We start from the raw sequence: 20790 nt of genomic DNA, 5'->3' as shown, positions 1-20790 counted from the left end.
GGGGCTGGTGGAAACTGGCTGAGATTGTAACTATTCCGTTACTGACCGTATAACCTGTTGGATAATGCCAGCGTAGGGAATGTGATTAGGGAAACTAAGAGCACTTTGCGTAGCATAAGCAGAGTGTTCTTTTTTGTTTACATACGCTAATATTTTAGAACTTTTGCTTTAACCGTTTAGTCAACAAAGAAATTTTCAAATGAGAGGGACTGAGTAAAATGACACATGAAATCGTTGATAGCGTACTTCAATTTCTAAAGAATGAATCCACTTCTGATATAGCTTTTAATGATCAGGCATTGCGTCTATTCAATTACCAATATAAACATAATCTACCATTTCAAATGTATTGTCGCCAAAAAGGGAAAACACCAAGAATGGTCAAAACGTGGAAGGATATTCCTGCAGTACCGATCAATGCGTTTAAAGATTTAACCTTAAGTTGTGAAGACCCAGAAAAGTCTGAAGATATTTTTATGACAAGTGGAACAACAAAGGGAGTTAGGGGGAAGCATTACCATCCAACGCTACAGGTTTATGACAATTCAATGCTTATTAATTTTAAAGCGCGATTCATGAATGGAAATGAGCGCCTAAGAACGGGAATTCTCTTTCCAACTGAAGCGGAGATGCCTAATTCTTCGTTGTCTCATTACTTAGCATTAGCTTTTAAACACTGCGGGACCAGTGAAAGTCGTTATTTTGTTAATAATGAGGGATTACAGGTTGAACAGTTGTTAGCAGAACTGAGAGAAGTTGAAGATCTTGGTGAACCATATGCGCTATTAGGGGCAACGTTTAGCTTTGTTCATTTATTTGAAGAATTACAAACACGGGGAAAATCTTTCAACTTGCCAAAAGGAAGCAGAATTTTGGATACGGGTGGTTTTAAAAATAAGTCAAAGGAACTTGAACTAGGAGCATTTTATACACAACTATCAACATTATTAGGTGTTGAAAAGTCAAATTGTATCAATATGTATGGAATGACAGAACTAAGTACTCAATTCTACGATTCTGGTAATGAAGTAGTTCCATCTTTAAAGTCAGGTCCACATTGGATTAGAACAAGGGTTGTGAATCCATTGACTGGGGAAGAGGTTGCAAAAGGGGAACGCGGCGTTCTTGTACATTGTGATTTAGCGAATTTTAATTCTGTGACAACGATTTTAACTGAGGATTTGGGTATTGAGAAAGAGGCTGGATTCCTATTATTAGGAAGGGTGCAGGGAGCAGAAGCGAAGGGTTGTTCGATCGCTGTTGATGAATTTATTCGAGCTGCAAAAGGGTCTTCTCTATGATGGAAATAGCAGGCTATCTTCCAGTTATAGAAGATGAGGAGTTTGCATATAAAACCTTAACATTTGCAGGGAAAGATGAACAGCTGGATGTCAAGGTTCCTGTTCTGTCAAAAGAACAGATGGATAAAATTACTGAGAGAATAAAAATAGCTAGTGCAAATGTATTAAAATCACTTACCATTACTGAAATCGTTCAAGTGATAGATCGTGTGATTGAACAACTTCTTGATAGGACAAATCCGTATCGGCAAAAGGCAGAACAGCTTTTGCCTATTATTACAGGCTATGATGAAGAGTTGGTTAGACTAGGATTAACTGCTTATTTAAAAACATTTCGCAAGCAAAATCTACAGCGATTTCTCGTAGAAGATTTCGGGAATCCTTTGCTTCTTGACGATTTTCAACCGAGATCTAAAAGGGGATATTCTAAAGCAATGGGTCCGAACCTAATCGTTCAAATATGGGCGGGAAATGTACCAGCTCTACCTTTATGGAGTCTGATTTCTAGTCTTCTAGTTAAATCAGGATCAATTGGAAAGGTACCGAGTGCTGAACCACTATTCGCAGGTTGGTTTGCCAAAATGATAGTAGAAGCAGAACCGAAATTGGCTGATTGTATGGCGATCGTCTGGTGGAAGGGCGGGGACGAAGAAAAGGAGAGACATCTGTTTCAACAAGTAGATGTTGTACTTGCTTATGGAGGAAATGAATCCTTAGATTCTATTAAGAGTCGAGTTCCTATAACAACCCGTTTCTTGCCATTCGGACATAAAATTAGTTTCGGGATTGTTTCAAAGATGAGTCTGGACTCTCGTAAATCATGGAAAACGATCCATCATGCCGCATATGATGTGATTCGCTATGATCAGCAGGGCTGTTATTCCCCACATGTCTTTTATGTGCAAAAGGGTGGGAATGTTTCTCCAAGGGAGTTTGCTAGATTGTTGGCACATGAGTTGGAGGGCTTTGAAAAAAGATATCCTCGTCGGGCTCTATCTGTCGAAGAGGGAGCGAGTATGGCTGAGTGGAGACAAAGTGAAGAGCTTAGTATGTATATAAATCGTGAAAAGGAAGTCTTAGGTGAAGTAAGTGGTGCATGGACAGTTGTGTATGCGGATAAGGAAGGAGAGCTTGTACCTAGTTGTTTAAATAGGGTGATCAAAGTGATCGAAATAAACGAGCTTACTGAGGTTATTCCATATATAGATACGCATAGAGCTTATTTACAAACTGTGGGAATAGCAAGTACCCCAAATGAACTTTTTGCTCTTGCAGATTTATTGGGGAAAGCAGGTGTAACACGCATTACAGGGTTAGGTTCTATGACTTCACCTGAGGCTGGATGGCATCATGATGGTCGTTGTAATTTACTGGATCTTGTCAATATGGTTGATATTGAACATAGTGCTGAAGAGTATGCAGAAAGTCTCGCTTCTTATGTAGATTAGGGGATGACAACATGAGTTTTTTGATTATAGACGGAGTGACATATAGCTACGAGAATAAAAAACAGATTATCAAAGATACTACTTGGAAAATAAAAGAAGGAGAATTTTATAGCTTATTAGGTAGAAGTGGCTGTGGGAAGACAACCTTATTAAAAATTGCATCAGGACTTTTGCAACCCGACCAAGGAGCAGTATTTTTACAAGGTAAGAAAGTACTGAAGCCATCTCCTGAGGTTGGCTTTGTTTTCCAAGCCCCTACTTTATTGGAGTGGAAGACAGTCATTGACAATGTCCTCTTACCAATTTCACTTAAAAGAAAGCCAACGATAGAGGAACGTGAAAGAGCAAGCTCTTTATTAAAATTAATGAAGCTTGATGATTACCACACACACTATCCAACAGAGCTTTCGGGTGGGCAGCAAAGTAGGGTTGCGATAGCACGTGCTCTTATTAAAAATCCATCTATGTTATTTTTGGACGAGCCCTTTGCTGCACTTGACGCGATGACAAGAGAGGAACTACAGGACGATTTGTTAACTCTTTGTCAAAACCATAAGATAACCGTGCTCTTTATTACACATGATATTTCAGAAGCGGTTTACTTATCTGATCATGTTGCAGTGATGATAGATGGCCAAATTGCTTATGATCTCAAGGTGACATTACCAAAGCCGCGTAAGGGTGAGATTAGATATAGTTCAACGTTTAACGCACTTTGTTTAACTGTACGAAATGTTATGAATGGAGGAATGATATGAGGAGCTATCGTTTGTATTCATTTCTCCTATTCCTTTGTTTGATCATTGGTTGGGAGTTTGTGGCAAGCTCGATGTCAGAGTTAGTTTTACCAGCGCCTTCAGTTGTTCTTGTTGTCCTATGGGAAGGACTGACAACTGGGTACTTATTGCCACATATCTATCGAACAACTTTGGAAGTTTGTCTCGGCCTATTTTTCGGAACTGCTTTAGGTCTTCTAACAGGTATTTTAATGGGGGAAGTTGACTTTTTACGTCGGATTCTACTCCCATATGTTATCGCGAGTCAGGCTGTTCCTAAGTTAGCCCTGGCACCATTGTTTATTTTATGGTTTGGATTCGGGATGACATCAAAGGTTGTGATTACAGCACTTATTTGTTTTTTTCCCTTACTTGAAAATACGATTACGTCTATTCAACAGACAGATTCAAATAAGAAAGAGTTGTTTCGTGTATTAGATGCAACGCGTTGGCAAACATTGATCCATCTTAAAATCCCGGCCGGTTTGCCAGGGATTATGGCAGGGTTTCGTGTCGCAGTTGTATTAGCTATAGTCGGGGCAGTGGTTGGTGAATTTATTGGTGGGAGTGAAGGGTTAGGAGCGATGATTGTTGCTTCTCAAGGAATGATGGATACGCCACTTATGTTTGCTGTACTTATCTTACTTACTGCTCTAGGAATGATTCTATATGAGTTCGTGAACATAATAGAAAAATGGTTTTTAAGACCATATACAAAGGAGAAAAAAAGATGAGATTTAGACTAGTTTGTATGGTTGTTTTAATAGGCTTACTTACATTATTAACTGCATGTAATCAAGATTCAACTTTAAAAAAAGAAACACCACCAAAAGAAAAAACAAACGAGAATATTCGTGTGGCTAGCTGGAGTCAACCGATTACTGAACAAACTAACCTATTAGTTGATGAAGAGAAACATTTCTTCGAGGAACAAGGGCTAAATATGACATTTATTCCCGGTGCTGGTGGAGGGGATGCGATAAAAAATATCCTTTCTGGGAAAGCCGATATTGCCTTTACAGATCCTGGTTCGCTTTTCTTTGCTTTAGACAAAGGCGAAAAACTAAGAGTAATCTACAATATTTATCCGCAAAACGTCTTTAATATCGTGTCATTAAAAGAAAAAAACATCACAAAACCAGAAGACTTAAAAGGGAAAACCATCGGAGTATATAGTCTCTCAAGTGGAACAAGGCAAAATCTACTGGTACTGTTACACGAAGCTGGCCTAACAGAAGAGGATGTTAAAATTGTTGAAACAGGTCTGTTGAATTTTGCGCCATTAATGCAAGGCCAAGTCGATGCAACAGCTGCTACAGACACAGGTCTTTATACTGGTAAACAAAAGGGCCTTGGAGATGTAAATGTGATGGAGGTAAAAGATTATTTGAATTTTCCAAGTGATGTCTTTGTTGTGACTGAGGAGACATATCAGGAGAAAAAAGAGCTTTTGCAAAAGTTTTTAATAGGATATAAGAATAGTGCTGAATGGATGATAGAAAACCCAAATGAAGCAGCAACACTGGCAGTTAAACATGCAATTGATGGTAAAGACGAAGAAAATAATGTAGAGATCATTAAAATCCGAAATGCATCAAGCGTCTCTCCGACAACAGATGAAAGAGGTCTTGGTGCTTTTGATCATGATGTCCTTCAAGAAGCGGCAGATGCATATCAAAGATTAGGCTTAATTGAGAATAAACTCGATATTGAAGGGATTGTAAGTGAAGAACTGCTTCCAAAGAAATAAAGGGGTGAGATCAAATGAAGTTTGAAAGCAAAGTAATCCTTGTTACTGGGTCAAGCCGTGGGATTGGTGCTTCCCTTGCCCGTGGATTTGCCAGAGAAGGAGGTACCGTTGTTGTAAACTATTTGCAAAACAAAACAGCTGCTGAGGATGTTGTTTCTTCATGTATTGATCTTGGCGGAGATTCCTGGGCAATCCAAGCCGATGTCACGTCAGAGCAAGCTGTTATTGAGATGGTAGATGAAATCATCCTAGAAACTGGGAAAATTGATGTGGTCGTAAACAATGCGTTTAAACCATTTGTGTTTGATCCAGATCAACGGAAGTTGGCGTGGCAATTAACTTGGGAGGATTATCAAGGACAGATCGATGGAGCAGTTCGCTCTACCCATAACGTTTGTCAGGCCGTTATACCTGGAATGAAAATACAAAGCCAAGGTAGCATAATCAATATGGTAAGTAATTTAGTAGAAAGACCAATTATTCCATATCCAGAGTATACAACAGCGAAATCAGCTCTTGTAGGTTATAGTAAAAATTTAGCAGCAGAACTAGGTTCCTTCGGCATTCGCGTAAATTGTGTTGCTCCAGGTCTCGTTTACCCGACTGATGCAAGCCGCTATACGAAGGAAGAAGTAAAAGAAATGATTATCTCTCAAACTCCGTTAAGACGACTAGCATCTCCAAGTGATATAGAAGGACCTGTCTTATTTTTAGCATCAGAATGGAGCAAGTTTATGACAGGCCAGACGCTTTATGTTGATGGCGGACTTGTCATGAAGTGAAAAAATAATGGAAGGGATGAAAAGAAATGAGTAATGAGCAAATCGAGAGTACATTGGAAAAAGTGAGACAGCAAAATCCGCTTGTCCATAATATAACGAATGTAGTAGTAACAAACTTTACTGCAAACGGTCTTTTAGCATTAGGAGCATCACCAGTAATGGCATATGCAAGGGAAGAAGTTGCAGATATGGCAAAGATTGCAGGGGCACTCGTTCTGAATATTGGTACATTAACACAGGCAGAAATTGAGGCAATGCTGATCGCAGGAAAATCGGCAAATGAGCATGGTGTACCGATTATTTTTGATCCTGTTGGTGCTGGTGCGACACCTTTTCGAACAAAAACAGCACGCCGTATTGTAGAGGAACTATCAATTTCAATCCTTAGAGGAAATGCCGCAGAAATCGCTAATGTCATTGGTGAAGAATGGACTATTAAAGGCGTGGATGCTGGAGAAGGAACGGGGAATACGATTGAATTAGCACAAACAGCAGCAAGGAAGCTAAATATTACAGTTATTATTACCGGGAAGGATGATGTGGTTACAGATGGGCAAAACACATATATCGTCCACAACGGCCACTCCATTTTAACTAAAGTAACTGGAACTGGGTGTTTACTAAGTTCCGTAATCGGTGCCTTTGCAGCTGTAGAAAAAGACTTACTTCATGCAACTGTTGCAGCTCTAACCACGTATGGTGTTGCTGCTGAGATTGCTGCAAATCAAATTGAAGAAGCAGGTCCGGGGAGCTTTCAAATTGAATTTTTAAATCAATTATCCAAGGTTTCTTCTGAGGATATAAGGGAGCTTGGCAAGATCACTCAACTGTAATAGAAATGTAAGGAGAGAATGAAAATGGCGATTAATAAGGCACTAACAATTGCGGGGTCAGATAGTGGCGGAGGTGCTGGAATCCAAGCGGACTTGAAAACCTTTCAAGAATTAAATGTGTTTGGAATGTCGGTAATTACTGCTGTTACTGCACAAAATACGCTTGGTGTTCATGGTGTATATCCTCTATCTGTCGAAGCGGTCATAAATCAAATAGAAGCAATCGGAACAGACCTTGGAACCAATGCAGTAAAAACAGGAATGCTGTTTAGTAGTGAAATTATTGAGGCAGTCTCAAATTGTATAAAAAAATTCCAATGGGAAAATGTTATTGTTGATCCCGTTATGATTGCAAAGGGTGGAGCATCATTACTTCAAAATGAAGCAGTAACCGCGTTGAAAAAACATCTGTTACCGCTTGCTATGGTGATTACACCTAACATTCCCGAAGCTGAAGTGTTAGCAGATATGAGTATTCATACATTGGATGATCGAATGGAAGCTGCAAAAAGGCTTCATCAGCTAGGTACTAAATATGTCATCATTAAAGGCGGACATGGTGAAGAGGAAGAATTAATAGACCTTTTATATAACGGTGAAGAGTTTTCCTATTTTACAGGTAAACGAATAACTACGAAAAATACACATGGAACAGGATGTACGTTTGCAGCAGCTGTTACCGCAGAAATAGCAAAAGGAAATTCAGTTCAAGGTGCGGTTGAAATAGCTAAAAGCTTTATCCAGGCTGCAATTGAAGATGATTTAGCACTTGGAAATGGTCATGGTCCAACAAATCACTGGGCGTATCAAAAGCGACAACACTCCACGATTCGTCAGTAAAGGAGAGAATGTGATTGGCTAGAATTGCAAAAAAAGATATGCGTGATTTGCTTCGATTATATTTTATAATGGGCAGTAATAATTGCCAAACGGACCCTTTACACGTGCTAGAACAAGCAATCAAAGGTGGAATCTCGTTATTCCAGTTTAGAGAAAAAGGCAACGCTGCTTTTTCTGGAGAAGAAAAGTATCACTTTGCCCATGAATTACAAAACATTTGCAAAAAACATATGATTCCATTCATAATTAACGATGATGTGGAGTTAGCCTTAGCAATTAATGCAGATGGTGTTCATATCGGTCAAGATGATGAATCAGCAGAAGCAGTCAGACGAAAGATTGGGGACAAAATTCTTGGAGTTTCTACTCATAATCTTTTAGAAGTTGAAAAGGCAATTGCCGAAGGAGCAGACTATGTAGGAATTGGTCCTATCTATTCAACGACAACAAAAGAGGATGCGAAAACTGCTCAAGGTACGAAGCTAATACTTGAGGTTCGGAACAAGGGTATCAATGTTCCTATCGTAGGGATAGGCGGGATAACCTCAGAAAATGCAGCACCAGTCATGAAAAGTGGGGGTAATGGTGTATCAGTCATTACAGCAATTAGTCTTGCAGCTGACCCAGCAAAAAGTGCTAGAGAACTGAAAAGAATAATTGACTTAATAGGTTAAATACCATTAATACGAATTCAAGGCAGTATTACTTTAATAAGTAATGCTGTTTTTTTTTTTTGGAGGAATATTGAGTATTGTAGTAGAAGAGTTTATAACATAAATTTCAAATTTGTTAAAAGTTACGAATTGGATCACGTGAAAAAACCAAAAAAATAGCACCGGTACAGAGCAGGGTATACTAACATCTAGCGATCTAACAAAATAGAACTGTCTTTTATCGTTGGAACTTAAACAGAGAAAGTGGTGAACAAAGATGATGCATCTTCCAATGACATTAACGAAATTAGTTAATGGCTACACATGGGAGCAAATAACAATAGGGCTCTCTGAATCGAAAACCTTTCTTTTGAAAACCATTAACCACAATCAGTATTTAAAAATCCAATCGATCCAGACAATTGAAAATCTACAAGATGAAAAGAAGCGCTTAGAGTGGTTACAGGGGAAGCTGCCAGTACCAAAGGTTCTTCATTATGAAAAAGATGAAGAAAATGAATACCTATTACTATCAGAAATAAAAGGAAAAGATGCTTCGAACCAATCTTATGAAAACAACTTACCACAGTTAATGAAATTGTTGGCTTTAGGTGTGAAAATGATGCATGGGATAAGTATCAATGACTGTCCTTTTAATGAGAAATTAGAGAAAAAAATAGAAGAAGCAAGACGTAGAGTTGAGAATGGGCTTGTGGATGAAGAAGATTTTGATGATATAAGAAGTGGTAAATCAGCCAAACAACTTTTTCAGCACCTTATCTTAAAGAAACCTAAAAATGAGGATTTGGTCTTTACTCATGGCGACTATTGCCTTCCAAATATCATTATTTACAATGATAAAGTCAGTGGATTTATTGATATGGGGCGTGCTGGGATTGCTGATAGACATCAGGACTTGGCTTTGGCAATAAGAAGTATTATCTATAATTTTGGCGAAGAAATGGTTCCTTTTTTTCTAAATGAGTATGGTTCTAAAGCTGATGAGACTAAAATCGAATATTATCAACTATTAGATGAGTTTTTTTAATGAGGAGTACATTTGGTTTAATTCAATCTAAATCAGCATCTAGCACTAGGGGGAGTAAGGTAAAGTGTTTTTAGATCTTGAACTAATGGAAATTCAGGCCGAAGTATTATTTCAATATGATAAATCTGGACGTATGCAACAAATAAATGAACCTCTAAAAATGAATGCTCCCTTATTTTTTCTTGGACGAACAAAAGATGGAAATGTTACAAAATTTCATTCTGCTCTATCTGATACAAAAATAAGCGAGATAAAAAAGGTTATTGCTGAAGATTCTTTAAATGTTAACTTATCTAAGCTAATCAATATGCTCAAGAGCAGTACTCAATCTATAAAAAACTTATGGATTGGACCTGCATATGTTTTTTCAGACAACATTAATAGACCTTCTGTTGCTTTAAAAATAACCTACGAGAACAAGCACTTACTTTTAAAAGAATTCCCAACTATTTTTGAGCAACTAGAGTGGAGACAACCATGCTTTGGCATAATAGAAGATGGGTTTGTTGTTTCAATATGTTGTAGTGCGAGGAGAAGTTTATCAGCTGCAGAGGCAAGCGTGGAAACAATTGAAGAATATCGAGGTAGAGGATATGGTGTTCAAACTGCAATAGCATGGGCAAAGGCATTGCAAGAGGAGGGAATTATACCTTTGTATAGCACATCCTGGGATAATTTTTCTTCACAGGCAGTTGCAAAGAAATTAAAACTATATTCATATGGAATAGACTTCCATATAAGCTAGACGACAGAATCTAAAAGGGAGATAGAAATAGTTTGCCTGATGAAACTTTTTTGCATAAACATTACTAGTATAGAATAGTGAAACAAGATTGCTCTAGACCCACATGATTGTTACTTGTTATTATGTTCAAGTAATTGAAAAGTGGAGGCTCAAATATAAATGGAAGAACAAAAATATAACGATTTAAAATTGGGTGAACGAGGGGTAATCATTAGTATCATTGCTTATATTTGTTTATCCTCGTTGAAATTAATTGTCGGATACTCAGCAAATTCCGAAGCCCTAAAAGCCGATGGGTTAAATAATGCCACTGATATCATTGCCTCATTAGCAGTTTTAATTGGACTTAAGGTATCGCAAAAACCAGCTGATAAGGATCATCCTTATGGTCATTGGAAGGCAGAAACGGTTGCTTCAATGGTCGCATCTTTCATCATGATTGTCGTAGGAATTCAAGTATTATATGGAGCAATTCAATCTGTTTTTGCTAGCGAGCATGAAGCTCCTGATTTAATTTCTGCATGGACAGGAATTTTTTGTGCAATCGTTATGTTTTTTGTTTATCGGTATAACAAAAATTTAAGTAGAAAGATCAATAGCCAAGGATTAATGGCTGCTGCAAAAGATAATCTTTCAGATGCTTTGGTAAGTATTGGAACAGTTATTGGGATCATTGGTTCACAATTCGCTCTTCCATGGCTAGACCCTTTAACAGCTTTAATCGTAGGTTTACTTATTTGTAAAACAGCTTTGGATATTTTTCGTGATGCCTCACATCATTTAACGGACGGTTATGATACAGATAAAATTCAGTCATATAAAGATACCGTTCTTTCTCAATATGGTGTTAAGGGTGTAAAAGATATTAAGGCAAGGAACTATGGGAATAATTCTGTTGTAGACATTGTCATACTTGTGAACTCAAACCTAGGGATTCGCGATGCACATGATATTTCAACAAAAGTTGAAGAGGTCCTAAAAACTCAACATGGTGTTTATGACGTACATGTCCATGTTGAGCCTAATTAATTAAGCTCAATCATCACAACAATTAATGAATTAGGTATAAATAGATATATTGGTGTTACAGGAGCTTCACTTGATGTACATGGAGACAAAAAGAGGTATGGTCAATTTTATTGGAGCAAAGATTTTTAAGTTCCTTTTTTCTAAAATGATTTTGTATAAAGAAAAGGAACTTGAAATTCTAAAAAATAGTGAGCTCAACACGACCCTTGTGCGCTCCCGTTTGTAGTTGAAGTAGATACATAAAGGAAAATACTAGAGACATCATGCCTGGTACAAAAATAACGAATCTTGACAACGTAGCATAGAAAAATTGATTTAGAGCACGATAATTATTGGGCAATTCTGTACCCGAATATAATTATGGAGGCTAATCCTTATGGATCAAAATCAGCAGCAGAAATTCCAACAAGCGCAACAAGATGTTCAAAAGGCTCATCAACAGCTACAAACGGAAAATCAACAGTTACTACAAGCACAGCAACAGATGCAAACGGAAATTCATCAATTAAAACAAGCGCAACAAAAAGTTGAGCAAGAACAACTAGACGTTCAAAATGCACAACAAAAACTCCAACAAGCACAAGCTACGGCAATGATCTATCAAAACAATCCACAACAATAAAATAAGAAGACCTTTTAGCGGACAACAAATGAGCTACCACATAAGGGCTCATTTTTTTTACCTTGTAAATTCTTTCCAACCATTTTTTAATTTACTATAGTTTACAAAGCCCTAACTTTACTTATTCATAATGCGTGTTTACTATAAAATGGTAATGGAGGGAGAACATTGCTTCAGCTCGAACTATATAATGCCATTTGGTTATTTGTGATTGTTTTTATGCTTCATGATTTTGATGAGATCATTGGAGTAGAAAATTGGGCGAGAAGAACAGAGAGTATGATTCAAAACAATAAGAATTGGTTGAAAAATGCGATTTGGAAGTTCTGGAATCTTAATTCACATGGTTTTGCTGAAAGAGATGTTTTTATCTTTATAATAATGTCAATGATTACCTTTCTCAAAGTACAGTTTTTAGAAAGTAGTTGGAGCTCATTGTTATTTATTTCTTTCTTTCTTTCCTAGTATTTGTACTACTACATAATATCGTTCATGTCCTACAAAATGCTATAGTAAAAACCTATACACCTGGGCTTTATACTGCGATTTTCATTGTTACACCATATACCATTTACTTGATTTATCGTTTGGAGTCTGCAAGTCTAGTATAAAAACAATATGAACATTAGAATAGTTAGTAAGTTTAAACGGAAGGAGCAAAAAATATGATATTGAATATAGAAGAAATTAAAGTAATTGACAAAGATATTGAAGAGCTTTCGGAATTATTGAAACTAGTAGTGGATGATGGTGCATCTATTGGTTTTTTACCTCCAATGAAACTTAACAAGGCAATAAAGTATTGGCGCACTGTATTAAAGCCGGATGTGATTTTATTTGTAGCAAGAATAAACAATCAATTGGCAGGTAGTGTTCAATTACATTTAAATACAAAGGAAAATGGGAGACATAGAGCTGAAATTGGCAAACTTATGACAGATCCTAAATATAGACGAAATGGAATCGGTCGTTTACTAATGCAAAAGGCAGAGGACAGAGCAAAGCTAGAAAATAGAAGTTTAATTGTTTTGGATACAAGAGAAGGAGATCCATCCAATAATCTATATCAGTCACTTAATTATATTGAAGCTGGAAAAATTCCATCCTATGCGAAATCGGCAAATGGGGAATTACATACTACTGTTTTTTATTATAAAAAGATCTAAGCGTAAAAGATATTTTTCATTTTAAATAATAAAGTTTGAAGGACACAATCAAAAAATTGATAGTGTTCTTTTTTATGCTCTGCTAAAGCTCACTTATTTATTTTTTAATAACTAATCGTTTACTTTAATTATTTGATTTTTTTCATTTAATTTAGAACTTCTATTTAGGATTAATTTATATTTTACAAGAAAACACCTACTAATCTCCTAACTTTATCGAATGCCTAACAAAACAGTTGACTCAATATGAAAGCGCTATTATTATTGAAACTAGCAAATAATGGCTAGTTTATATTTGTTAATGAGTAAGTGACTGGAGGGGTGATTAAAGGTGTAGGGTGTTGGATTGATTCCATTCTGAGGAAGTATCTCTCATGAGAAAGGTAAACATTCCGAACGTGGAAAAAGAGACATTCGTAAGAAAAAGTAGAATGAAAGTTAATCAGACTATAGCGTTCTCACTAATTATGTTTTATTCAAACAAAGAAATGGGAGGTTTTTAAATGAACAAAGCTAAAAAACAAGTAACTACAGCACTTTTATCAATTCTTTTGTTATTCTCCATGGCAATCCCAACATTTGCTAATCACCAAGAATCAAAGCCTGTTTTAACGAAAAAACAATCTCCAAGTTATGTTGATTTAGTAGACCAAAAGGCTACTAGTCAAACAAAATCTCTGTTTGCGTATTTGGAGAGTGTTCGTGGTAATTCCATTTTGTTCGGTCATCAACATGCGACAACGGAAGGATCGACCATTTCTGTAAATGATGGGACAGAATCAGAGGTTAACAAGGCAGTTGGAGATTTTCCAGCAGTGTATGGCTGGGACACTTTAAGTCTTGAAGGAAAAGAAAAACCAGGAAAATGGGAAGGAACTCAAGCTGAAAACAGAGAAGCGCTAATTAATGTAATGAGAATTGCCTATGAAAAGGGTGGGGTTCTTAACTTAAGTGCCCATATGCCCAATTTCGTAACTGGTGGCAGCTTTTACGATACAACAGGAAATGTTGTAACTCACATTTTGCCTGGTGGTAATAAAAATCAGGAGTTCAATGAATACTTAGATATGATTGCTAATTTTGCCAACAATCTTAAGGATAATCAAGGTAATGCGATTCCAGTTGTTTTCCGTCCTTTCCATGAGCAAAATGGTAGTTGGTTCTGGTGGGGAGCAGCATTTACAACTCCAGCTCAGTATAAGGAAATCTATCGGTATACGGTGGAATATTTACGAGATAAAAAGCAAGTACGTAACTTTTTGTATGCATTTTCTCCGGGGAGTCCATTTAATAATGATGAAGCCAAATACTTAACTACCTATCCAGGTGATGAATATGTCGATATTCTTGGCTTTGATACGTATAACAATGGAGAAGGAACTGAATTATGGCTGAAACAAGTTGTTGAAGATGCTAAATTGATTTCAAAAATTGCCGATTCAAAAGGGAAAGTTGCAGCCTTTACGGAATTCGGTTATAGCAATATGAAAGTATCTGGGAATCCAGATACAGAGTGGTTTACAAGATTGTTAAATGCACTTAAATCAGATCCAGATGCAAAACGAATGGCTTACATGTTAACATGGGCAAATTTCAGTGCGGAAGGTTCTTTTACACCATTCCGTGACCACCCAACCTATGGTAATCATGAGTTACTAGACGATTTTATCGCATATTACAATGACAGTTATACAGGCTTTAACCGTGAAGTGAGTGGTGCTTATGATATTGAAGTAAAAACAATAAAGGAAGATGGTATCATTCATACAGCGTCACCAACTGATAAGGCGACGATTAAAAATGCGACAACAACGATACGTGTTCGTGCTGTCGATTCTTCAGTATCGAAGGTTGCGTATTCTGTTGAAGGTTCAGATAAGGAATATACGCTCAAGTTTAATGCGAAAGAAAACTACTATATGGCAGACTGGCAGCCAAAGGCTAGTCAAAATGGGAAAACCGTTCAGATAACTGTAAAGGCTTATTTAGGAAATAAAGTTGTATATGAGGAACCGATTTCAGTGAATGTGGAAGCTAGAGATGTTGTAGCGAAAACCTATGATTTTGATTCTTCGGTTGCAGGAATGACATCAGAGGGAACCTATCCTGAATCGATCTCAATGGAGTTAAGCCATGATAAAAAAACCCTGAAAAATGGTACAGTGAGGTTAGCTGTGAATATTCCAGATGCTTCGCAAACTTGGCAGGAATTGAAGCTAAAAATGGAAAACCTTGAACTAACCAATGTTAATAAACTGAAGTATGATGTCTATCTCCCAATTGAAGGGAATGAATCAGCTACTATTCAAGGTGTAGCAACTGTTCCTCCTAATTCGTCAGAAAAATATGGAATGGGACAATCTAAACGATTAGCAGATTTGGAAAAAGTAAAGATCGGCAATGATGTGTACGGTAAATACACAGCAGAAATCGATTTGAGCACAGCTGAGAAGCTAGAAGCAGCAACAGAACTTGGGCTATCAATTGTAACAAGTAACTTAAACTATCAGGGGCCGATATTCGTTGATCATGTTCAATTATTGAATGATTATAAGGAGCCTGTTCTTGATCCGTTAGTTGTTGATGAATTTGAAGTCTATAATGGTAGTAATGCAAAGCTTGATGAAAAGTATACAGTTGCGTCACAAGGAGATCCAATAAACCTTTCTCTTGATCAGAATCATAAATATTCAGGAGATTATGGATTGAAATATGAATATAACCTTGGTGGCTCCTGCTATGGTGGTGTGACAAAAATACTTGGTGGTGTAGATTGGTCTGAACAAAATACATTGCAATTTTGGTACACTCCTGATGGGAATGACCAAAAGCTTGTTATCCAAGTAAAAGCAAATGATGTTTCCTTTGAAGCTTACCCTACGCTTGCAAGTGATGAACCACAGCTCATCCAGATTCCATTCAATACTTTTGTTGTAGCACCATGGGATACATCCCACATAGGTGAAAAATTAGATGCAGTGAATGCGAAGAAAGTTCAGGAGTTCTCTATATATGTAAATGCGAAAGAACTAGGAACGACTTTGTCTAGTGTGCTTTATTTTGATGATATTCGTGTTATAACGAAATAAGTATTTTAACCCCGCTAGGTTCATAGCGGGGTTTTATTTTAGAAGCTTATTTTGAGGGTATTTTTACCTATAAAAGAACTACATTGTTGATGAAAAAAAGATAAAAAGGTATGATATTCTTTTCTAATAATGGTGACAACTATTATCTTGTTTCAAGTACTTGCTTTTATAAACATAAGATAAGTGAGTGAGGGGGATTAATATGAAAGATAAACGATTTAAAGTTGCCCATAAGGAAGCGAAAATAGGCATTGCACTTGTAATCTTTAATTTTATTTGGTGGTTCGGCTTTGCTTATGGATTAGGTTCAGGTGATCCAGCTCATTACAATTACATATTTGGACTACCTGAATGGTTTTTCTATAGTTGTGTATTAGGGTTTATTGTTATCGTGATTCTTGTTATTTTAGCTGTTAAATTTCTCTTTACAGATGTACCTTTTGAAGACGAAGAGGAAGGCGGTGATCACACTTGAATTGGGAAGTTATTATTCCGTTATTATTATTTCTCATTGTGATTTTCTTAATTGGATTTTGGGCAAACAAATTTGTTAAATCAACTGATTCATTTCTTCAAGAATATTTTTTAGGTGGAAGGCAGTTGGGTGGCTTTGTTTTAGCGATGACCATGATTGCTACATATGGAAGTGCCAGTAGCTTTATCGGTGGACCGGGTGTTGCTTATACGAGAGGGCTAGGATGGGTCCTTCTCTCAATGGCACAGCTTTCGACAGGATATTTTGTCCTTATGGTGTTGGGCAAGAAGTTTGCGATTATGGCTCGGAAATATAAAGCAATCACCTTGATTGATTTTCTGAAGGAAAGATATCAGAGTCATGCGGTTGTGATTATCTCTGCAGTAAGTATTATTGTCTTTTTATTTTCAGCAATGGCAGCGCAATGGGTAGGCGGGGCAAGGCTGATAGAATCATTGACAGGGTTATCCTATACATCCGCATTGTTTATTTTTGCTGTATCTGTTCTAGTTTATGTCATTATTGGAGGATTTAGGGCTGTTGCGTTAACAGATGCGGTTCAAGGTGTCATTATGTTTATTGGAACTGCAGTGTTATTAGTTGCTACAATTATCGCTGGCGGTGGAATTCCTAATATTATGGCTGATCTAGTGGCAGAGAATCCTAATTTAGTTTCGCCTTATGGGGCGGCTAGAGACTTAACACCACTTTATGTATCTTCATTTTGGATTTTAGTTGGAGTCGGGGTTGTTGGTCTTCCGCAAATTACGGTCAGAGCGATGTCCTATAAAAACTCTAAAGCAATGCATAAAGCGATTGTGATTAGTACGTTAGTCATTGGATTTATTATGCTGGGAATGCATTTAATCGGGGTGTTTGCACGACCGATCTTGCCGGGGATAGAAGTGGGAGATACGGTTATGCCTACACTGACCTTAAAAATTTTACCTCCATTATTAGCTGGACTTGTCCTTGCAGCACCAATGGCGGCAATCATGTCGACAGTAGACTCTTTATTAATTTTAGTCAGCTCAGCTATAACAAAGGATATTTATTTGAATTACATCAAACCAAATGCAACAGAAGAACAAGTGAAAAAAACTAGTTTTTGGATAACAACCATCATTGGAGTATCTGTTGTTTTATTTGCATTAAGCCCACCAGATTTACTAATATGGTTAAATCTATTTTCATTTGGTGGATTAGAATCAGTGTTTATTTGGCCGGTCGTGTTTGGACTTTATTGGTCCAAAGGCAATAAATATGGGGCGATTTCATCAATGGTAATTGGAATGGGTTCCTATATTATGTTTGACAGATTGTTACCAAATGCACTAGGAATGCATACAGTCGTTTTACCGATTTTCTTATCTCTTATCGCTTATGTCATGATAAGTTTAATTTCTCATAATTCTATCCGTACAAAAAAGGCCATTGATTTATAAATCATGGCTTTTTTGATTGTCTAGGAAATTATAAAATTCATGTACTGTGGATAAGCGCTTGGCATCCAGCTCCAGCGCCTAGCCCCTCTTGGGTCTACAGCCACTTAAGAATTGAAGGTAAAGAACACCTTCTATTCTTAAGCGTCTTATTTGCCCGAGGCTGTTCAAGGCGCTTGCGCTTTTGTTCTTGATATAAGTCTTACATGGAAGCTGTCCCTGATATGTCTTGTCTATGTGAACCTGCTGAGAATTTTGAAAAGGTAAAGATCGAAAGTTGCACGATTAATAAGAAGAGTACAATCCAGCCTACTAAATAAATGATATTGCTTTGAAAAACGAATGGATGCTTTATGGATGAATAGTTATCGATTAATCTCATTGTAAAAAGATAAAACATTCCAATTGTGAAATTCCTGCTCCACTGTGAGATATGATAAGTGAATATCCCATTCAGCCATCCATATTCTTTTATTCTCATAACCACACGAATTAATTCAACAATCTCAACAAGGATTAATAAACTAAAGGCTGCATACCAAACAGTTATTAATGAAAAGACGCTAAAATGACCAGAAAGCGTCATCGACAACCCAGTTATCGAAACAGCCCCGTGGATAATGCAATCAGTATTTTTCCATTCATGAATATGCTTATATTTTTTAGTGAAACGTTTTATTAGCAAAAATAGTGAAACCAAATAAAAAGTGACACCGATTAGGATAAAAAAGTCTATAACAGCAGGTGGTATAACAGAACTATGAATATTACTCATTAAACAAGCGATAGATTGTGTACTAACTGTAGTAAGCAATAAAACACCATGTGTTTCCAAAATATAACCCTTCATAATAATTGTTTTAAGTTGTTTTATGCAAAGAACAATGAAAATCAACCATAGTAGAGAATTGAGAATGAATAAACCTTTGACAATTATTATGCTTTCAGGAAAACGGGTGAGCGATAAATTTCCTATTACAGATGTTGACGCGATCCAAGTTCCGACTCCAAAAAAGGTGATAGGTTGTTCCATAATGTGACGTCTGTATTCAGGCTTAAGTAATGATCCTATAAAGGAAAAAAGATAAATAAGCCATGTTAGAATTAATAAGTATGTTAGGAAGGACCCAAAATGAAGATTTATATATGAAAATTGCTGAATTGCGCCAATTAAAAAGATACCGATTGCCATGATAATGGATCCTGAAGAAACATCAATAAATGGAGTAGGCAAACATTTTTTAGCGATCTTAGGTACTATCATAATCGGTTCAACACTCCTAAATAAGTTACTTAGCCTTTTTCTCAATTGTTTTATCTTAACACGTCATACTTAATTTTGTGAATGGATCGTGATATGATATTCATGGATTTTCTATTTTTAACTTATTAACTAAGTAAAATATTCAGAAGGTCTACAAGCCTTTTTGTGGAATAAATATAGAATAGTCTTTTTAAGAGTATGGAATTGTTCCTGAAAATAATTGTTATACGCTTACCGGTTATTCACATCTAGAGAAAGGAGGAATAGAGATGGAAAAGAAAAAGAAGGAGGTTCCTGTTCTTTGGACGAAATCGTTTATTTTACTTATCATCGGAAACCTATTTCTTTTTATGAGTTTTATGATGCTAATGCCGACCATGCCTCCGCAAGCGAAAGCGCTTGGTGCAACTGATTTACAGATCGGGCTTGTCACATCACTTTTTGCTGTTGCAGCAATTTTTGTCCGACCATTTGTTGGTTTTGTGTTAGAGTCCAATAGCCGTAAATGGCTCGTTGTTGTTGGAGCTGTAGTTCTATTTATTTTAACGATTAGTTACTCCTTTACTTACATGATTCTCCTATTTCTTGCAGTTCGTTTTATTCACGGATTTGCCTGGGGAGTGTCAACAACCGTAAATGGTACAGTAGCGGTTGAACTAGTCCCTTCAAAGCGAATTGGTGAAGGCGTGGGGTATTTTGGCTTGTCTGTAACTATTGGGATGATTGTTGCTCCTAGTGTGGGTATCTTTTTATATCAAAACTTTGGTTTTCAAACACTTATAATTGGTTCGGCTACATTAGGCATGGTTGCGATTGTAACATTAGCACTCGGAAAATATCATACTCCAAAGTCTGTTCAAGAAACGACTTTTAATCCTAAGGAGTTTTCTTTTTTTAGAGCTTTGTTCGATAAAGATAGCTGGTTTCCAGCGGTTGTAACAATTCTTTCTACATTTGGCTACGGAGCAATTGTTACATTTATTGTCATTTTTGGAGAAGAGCGTGGTATTGATCAAATCTTTTTATATTATTTCTGTAATGCGATTATGGCCACTATTGCTCGTCCTATTTCAGGAAAATGGTTTGATTCTAAAGGACCTTGGTCATTGGTTGTTGTTTGTGCACTGTTAACAATTGCAGGGCTATGGGTTTTATCATACACTTATTCTGTTGGGATGCTTATTTTAGCAGGGTGTATATTTGGGGCAGGCTATGGGTCGATGCTACCAGCACTCCAAGCTTGGGTATTATCAAAAACCAAGCCTGAACAACGTGGTATTGCCAATGGTATGTATTATTCATCGATTGATTTAGGAATCGGTTTAAGTGCCATCCTTTTAGGCGTTGTTTCTTCATATGTAGAATTAGGCACTGTCTTTCAAATTTCGAGTATTTGTTTTGTCATTGTCATATTGATGACAGTGATTGATTACCGTAAACAAAAGCAAGTTAAGAAAAAACAATCAACAGTTGCTGTTTAAAATAAACGTATTTGTTAACTAAGAAGGAGAAAACCAAGGGAAAATT

General features: G+C 36.8%; 21 protein-coding genes. 20 read left to right on the top strand and 1 reads right to left on the bottom strand.

Features of this window, described 5'->3' with window-relative positions:
• The first annotated feature begins 218 nt into the window (after positions 1–218).
• From I7822_RS19110 to panF, 19 genes are all read left to right on the top strand, one after another.
• Positions 219–1301 (top strand): LuxE/PaaK family acyltransferase, encoded by a 1083-nt coding sequence (locus I7822_RS19110; RefSeq protein ID WP_207980679.1) that lies wholly within the window; start codon positions 219–221, stop codon positions 1299–1301.
• On the top strand, positions 1298–2749 hold the full coding sequence (locus I7822_RS19105) for an acyl-CoA reductase (RefSeq protein WP_207980678.1): 1452 nt from the start codon (positions 1298–1300) through the stop codon (positions 2747–2749). Before I7822_RS19110 ends, I7822_RS19105 begins: the two co-directional genes overlap by 4 nt.
• 11 nt (positions 2750–2760) lie before the next feature.
• Positions 2761–3507 carry an ABC transporter ATP-binding protein gene (locus I7822_RS19100; RefSeq protein WP_207980677.1) on the top strand — a complete coding sequence of 249 codons (747 nt, stop codon included), beginning with the start codon at positions 2761–2763 and terminating at the stop codon, positions 3505–3507.
• A complete protein-coding gene (locus I7822_RS19095; protein ID WP_207980676.1) occupies positions 3504–4259 on the top strand; it encodes an ABC transporter permease in 756 nt (251 codons plus the stop codon). Before I7822_RS19100 ends, I7822_RS19095 begins: the two co-directional genes overlap by 4 nt.
• On the top strand, positions 4256–5275 hold the full coding sequence (locus tag I7822_RS19090) for an ABC transporter substrate-binding protein (protein ID WP_207980675.1): 1020 nt from the start codon (positions 4256–4258) through the stop codon (positions 5273–5275). Before I7822_RS19095 ends, I7822_RS19090 begins: the two co-directional genes overlap by 4 nt.
• 14 nt (positions 5276–5289) lie before the next feature.
• Positions 5290–6057 (top strand): SDR family oxidoreductase, encoded by a 768-nt coding sequence (locus tag I7822_RS19085; protein WP_207980674.1) that lies wholly within the window; start codon positions 5290–5292, stop codon positions 6055–6057.
• 26 nt (positions 6058–6083) lie between these two features.
• Positions 6084–6890: a hydroxyethylthiazole kinase gene (gene thiM, locus I7822_RS19080; protein ID WP_207980673.1), complete on the top strand. Its 807-nt coding sequence runs from the start codon at positions 6084–6086 to the stop codon at positions 6888–6890.
• A gap of 24 nt (positions 6891–6914) precedes the next feature.
• A complete protein-coding gene (gene thiD / locus I7822_RS19075; RefSeq protein ID WP_207980672.1) occupies positions 6915–7730 on the top strand; it encodes a bifunctional hydroxymethylpyrimidine kinase/phosphomethylpyrimidine kinase in 816 nt (271 codons plus the stop codon).
• A gap of 14 nt (positions 7731–7744) precedes the next feature.
• Positions 7745–8404: a thiamine phosphate synthase gene (thiE, locus tag I7822_RS19070; RefSeq protein ID WP_207980671.1), complete on the top strand. Its 660-nt coding sequence runs from the start codon at positions 7745–7747 to the stop codon at positions 8402–8404.
• Positions 8405–8660: 256 nt separating this feature from the next.
• On the top strand, positions 8661–9431 hold the full coding sequence (locus tag I7822_RS19065) for an APH(3') family aminoglycoside O-phosphotransferase (RefSeq protein ID WP_207980670.1): 771 nt from the start codon (positions 8661–8663) through the stop codon (positions 9429–9431).
• 85 nt (positions 9432–9516) lie between these two features.
• Complete coding sequence (locus I7822_RS19060; RefSeq protein ID WP_207980712.1) at positions 9517–10176, top strand: GNAT family N-acetyltransferase; 660 nt, start codon at positions 9517–9519, stop codon at positions 10174–10176.
• A gap of 159 nt (positions 10177–10335) precedes the next feature.
• A complete protein-coding gene (locus I7822_RS19055; protein ID WP_207980669.1) occupies positions 10336–11205 on the top strand; it encodes a cation diffusion facilitator family transporter in 870 nt (289 codons plus the stop codon).
• 376 nt (positions 11206–11581) lie between these two features.
• A complete protein-coding gene (locus I7822_RS19050) occupies positions 11582–11827 on the top strand; it encodes a hypothetical protein (protein WP_207980668.1) in 246 nt (81 codons plus the stop codon).
• A gap of 168 nt (positions 11828–11995) precedes the next feature.
• Entirely contained in the window at positions 11996–12292 is a 297-nt protein-coding gene (locus tag I7822_RS19045; protein ID WP_243459555.1) for an HXXEE domain-containing protein, read from the top strand.
• A complete protein-coding gene (locus tag I7822_RS29960) occupies positions 12253–12438 on the top strand; it encodes an HXXEE domain-containing protein (protein WP_243459554.1) in 186 nt (61 codons plus the stop codon). Before I7822_RS19045 ends, I7822_RS29960 begins: the two co-directional genes overlap by 40 nt.
• A 54-nt stretch (positions 12439–12492) precedes the next feature.
• Complete coding sequence (locus tag I7822_RS19040) at positions 12493–12993, top strand: GNAT family N-acetyltransferase (RefSeq protein WP_207980667.1); 501 nt, start codon at positions 12493–12495, stop codon at positions 12991–12993.
• Positions 12994–13496: 503 nt separating this feature from the next.
• The gene (locus tag I7822_RS19035; protein ID WP_207980666.1) at positions 13497–16082 is read left to right on the top strand and encodes a glycosyl hydrolase; all 2586 of its coding nucleotides are present in this window, start codon (positions 13497–13499) and stop codon (positions 16080–16082) included.
• Positions 16083–16284: 202 nt separating this feature from the next.
• Positions 16285–16557, top strand: coding sequence for a YhdT family protein (locus I7822_RS19030; RefSeq protein ID WP_207980665.1), 273 nt, complete (start codon positions 16285–16287; stop codon positions 16555–16557).
• A complete protein-coding gene (gene panF, locus I7822_RS19025; RefSeq protein ID WP_207980664.1) occupies positions 16554–18002 on the top strand; it encodes a sodium/pantothenate symporter in 1449 nt (482 codons plus the stop codon). Before I7822_RS19030 ends, panF begins: the two co-directional genes overlap by 4 nt.
• Positions 18003–18201: 199 nt before the next feature.
• Here panF and I7822_RS19020 read toward each other — a convergent pair whose 3' ends face one another.
• Positions 18202–19263: a TDT family transporter gene (locus I7822_RS19020; RefSeq protein ID WP_207980663.1), complete on the bottom strand. Its 1062-nt coding sequence runs from the start codon at positions 19261–19263 to the stop codon at positions 18202–18204.
• Between the two features lie 269 nt (positions 19264–19532).
• Between I7822_RS19020 and I7822_RS19015 the strand changes: the two genes are divergently transcribed.
• Positions 19533–20744 carry an MFS transporter gene (locus I7822_RS19015; RefSeq protein WP_207980662.1) on the top strand — a complete coding sequence of 404 codons (1212 nt, stop codon included), beginning with the start codon at positions 19533–19535 and terminating at the stop codon, positions 20742–20744.
• Positions 20745–20790: the final 46 nt, after the last annotated feature.

The sequence above is a fragment of the Metabacillus bambusae genome (genome assembly GCF_017497975.1).
In the GTDB taxonomy this organism is placed as follows: Bacteria; Bacillota; Bacilli; order Bacillales; family Bacillaceae; genus Metabacillus; species Metabacillus bambusae.
Note: the sequence above shows the minus strand (reverse complement) of the source record. Positions and strands in the feature narration are given on the sequence as shown.

Coding starts and splice junctions, on each gene's coding strand:
- I7822_RS19100 (WP_207980677.1), top strand. CDS start 2,761: ATGAGTTTTTTGATTATAGACGGAGTGACATATAGCTACGAGAATAAA.
- I7822_RS19055 (WP_207980669.1), top strand. CDS start 10,336: ATGGAAGAACAAAAATATAACGATTTAAAATTGGGTGAACGAGGGGTA.
- I7822_RS19110 (WP_207980679.1), top strand. CDS start 219: ATGACACATGAAATCGTTGATAGCGTACTTCAATTTCTAAAGAATGAA.
- I7822_RS19060 (WP_207980712.1), top strand. CDS start 9,517: ATGGAAATTCAGGCCGAAGTATTATTTCAATATGATAAATCTGGACGT.
- I7822_RS19065 (WP_207980670.1), top strand. CDS start 8,661: ATGATGCATCTTCCAATGACATTAACGAAATTAGTTAATGGCTACACA.
- I7822_RS19040 (WP_207980667.1), top strand. CDS start 12,493: ATGATATTGAATATAGAAGAAATTAAAGTAATTGACAAAGATATTGAA.
- I7822_RS19020 (WP_207980663.1), bottom strand. CDS start 19,263: ATGATAGTACCTAAGATCGCTAAAAAATGTTTGCCTACTCCATTTATT.
- I7822_RS19085 (WP_207980674.1), top strand. CDS start 5,290: ATGAAGTTTGAAAGCAAAGTAATCCTTGTTACTGGGTCAAGCCGTGGG.
- I7822_RS19050 (WP_207980668.1), top strand. CDS start 11,582: ATGGATCAAAATCAGCAGCAGAAATTCCAACAAGCGCAACAAGATGTT.
- I7822_RS19035 (WP_207980666.1), top strand. CDS start 13,497: ATGAACAAAGCTAAAAAACAAGTAACTACAGCACTTTTATCAATTCTT.
- I7822_RS19105 (WP_207980678.1), top strand. CDS start 1,298: ATGATGGAAATAGCAGGCTATCTTCCAGTTATAGAAGATGAGGAGTTT.
- I7822_RS19090 (WP_207980675.1), top strand. CDS start 4,256: ATGAGATTTAGACTAGTTTGTATGGTTGTTTTAATAGGCTTACTTACA.
- I7822_RS19015 (WP_207980662.1), top strand. CDS start 19,533: ATGGAAAAGAAAAAGAAGGAGGTTCCTGTTCTTTGGACGAAATCGTTT.
- thiM (WP_207980673.1), top strand. CDS start 6,084: ATGAGTAATGAGCAAATCGAGAGTACATTGGAAAAAGTGAGACAGCAA.
- thiD (WP_207980672.1), top strand. CDS start 6,915: ATGGCGATTAATAAGGCACTAACAATTGCGGGGTCAGATAGTGGCGGA.
- I7822_RS19095 (WP_207980676.1), top strand. CDS start 3,504: ATGAGGAGCTATCGTTTGTATTCATTTCTCCTATTCCTTTGTTTGATC.
- I7822_RS19030 (WP_207980665.1), top strand. CDS start 16,285: ATGAAAGATAAACGATTTAAAGTTGCCCATAAGGAAGCGAAAATAGGC.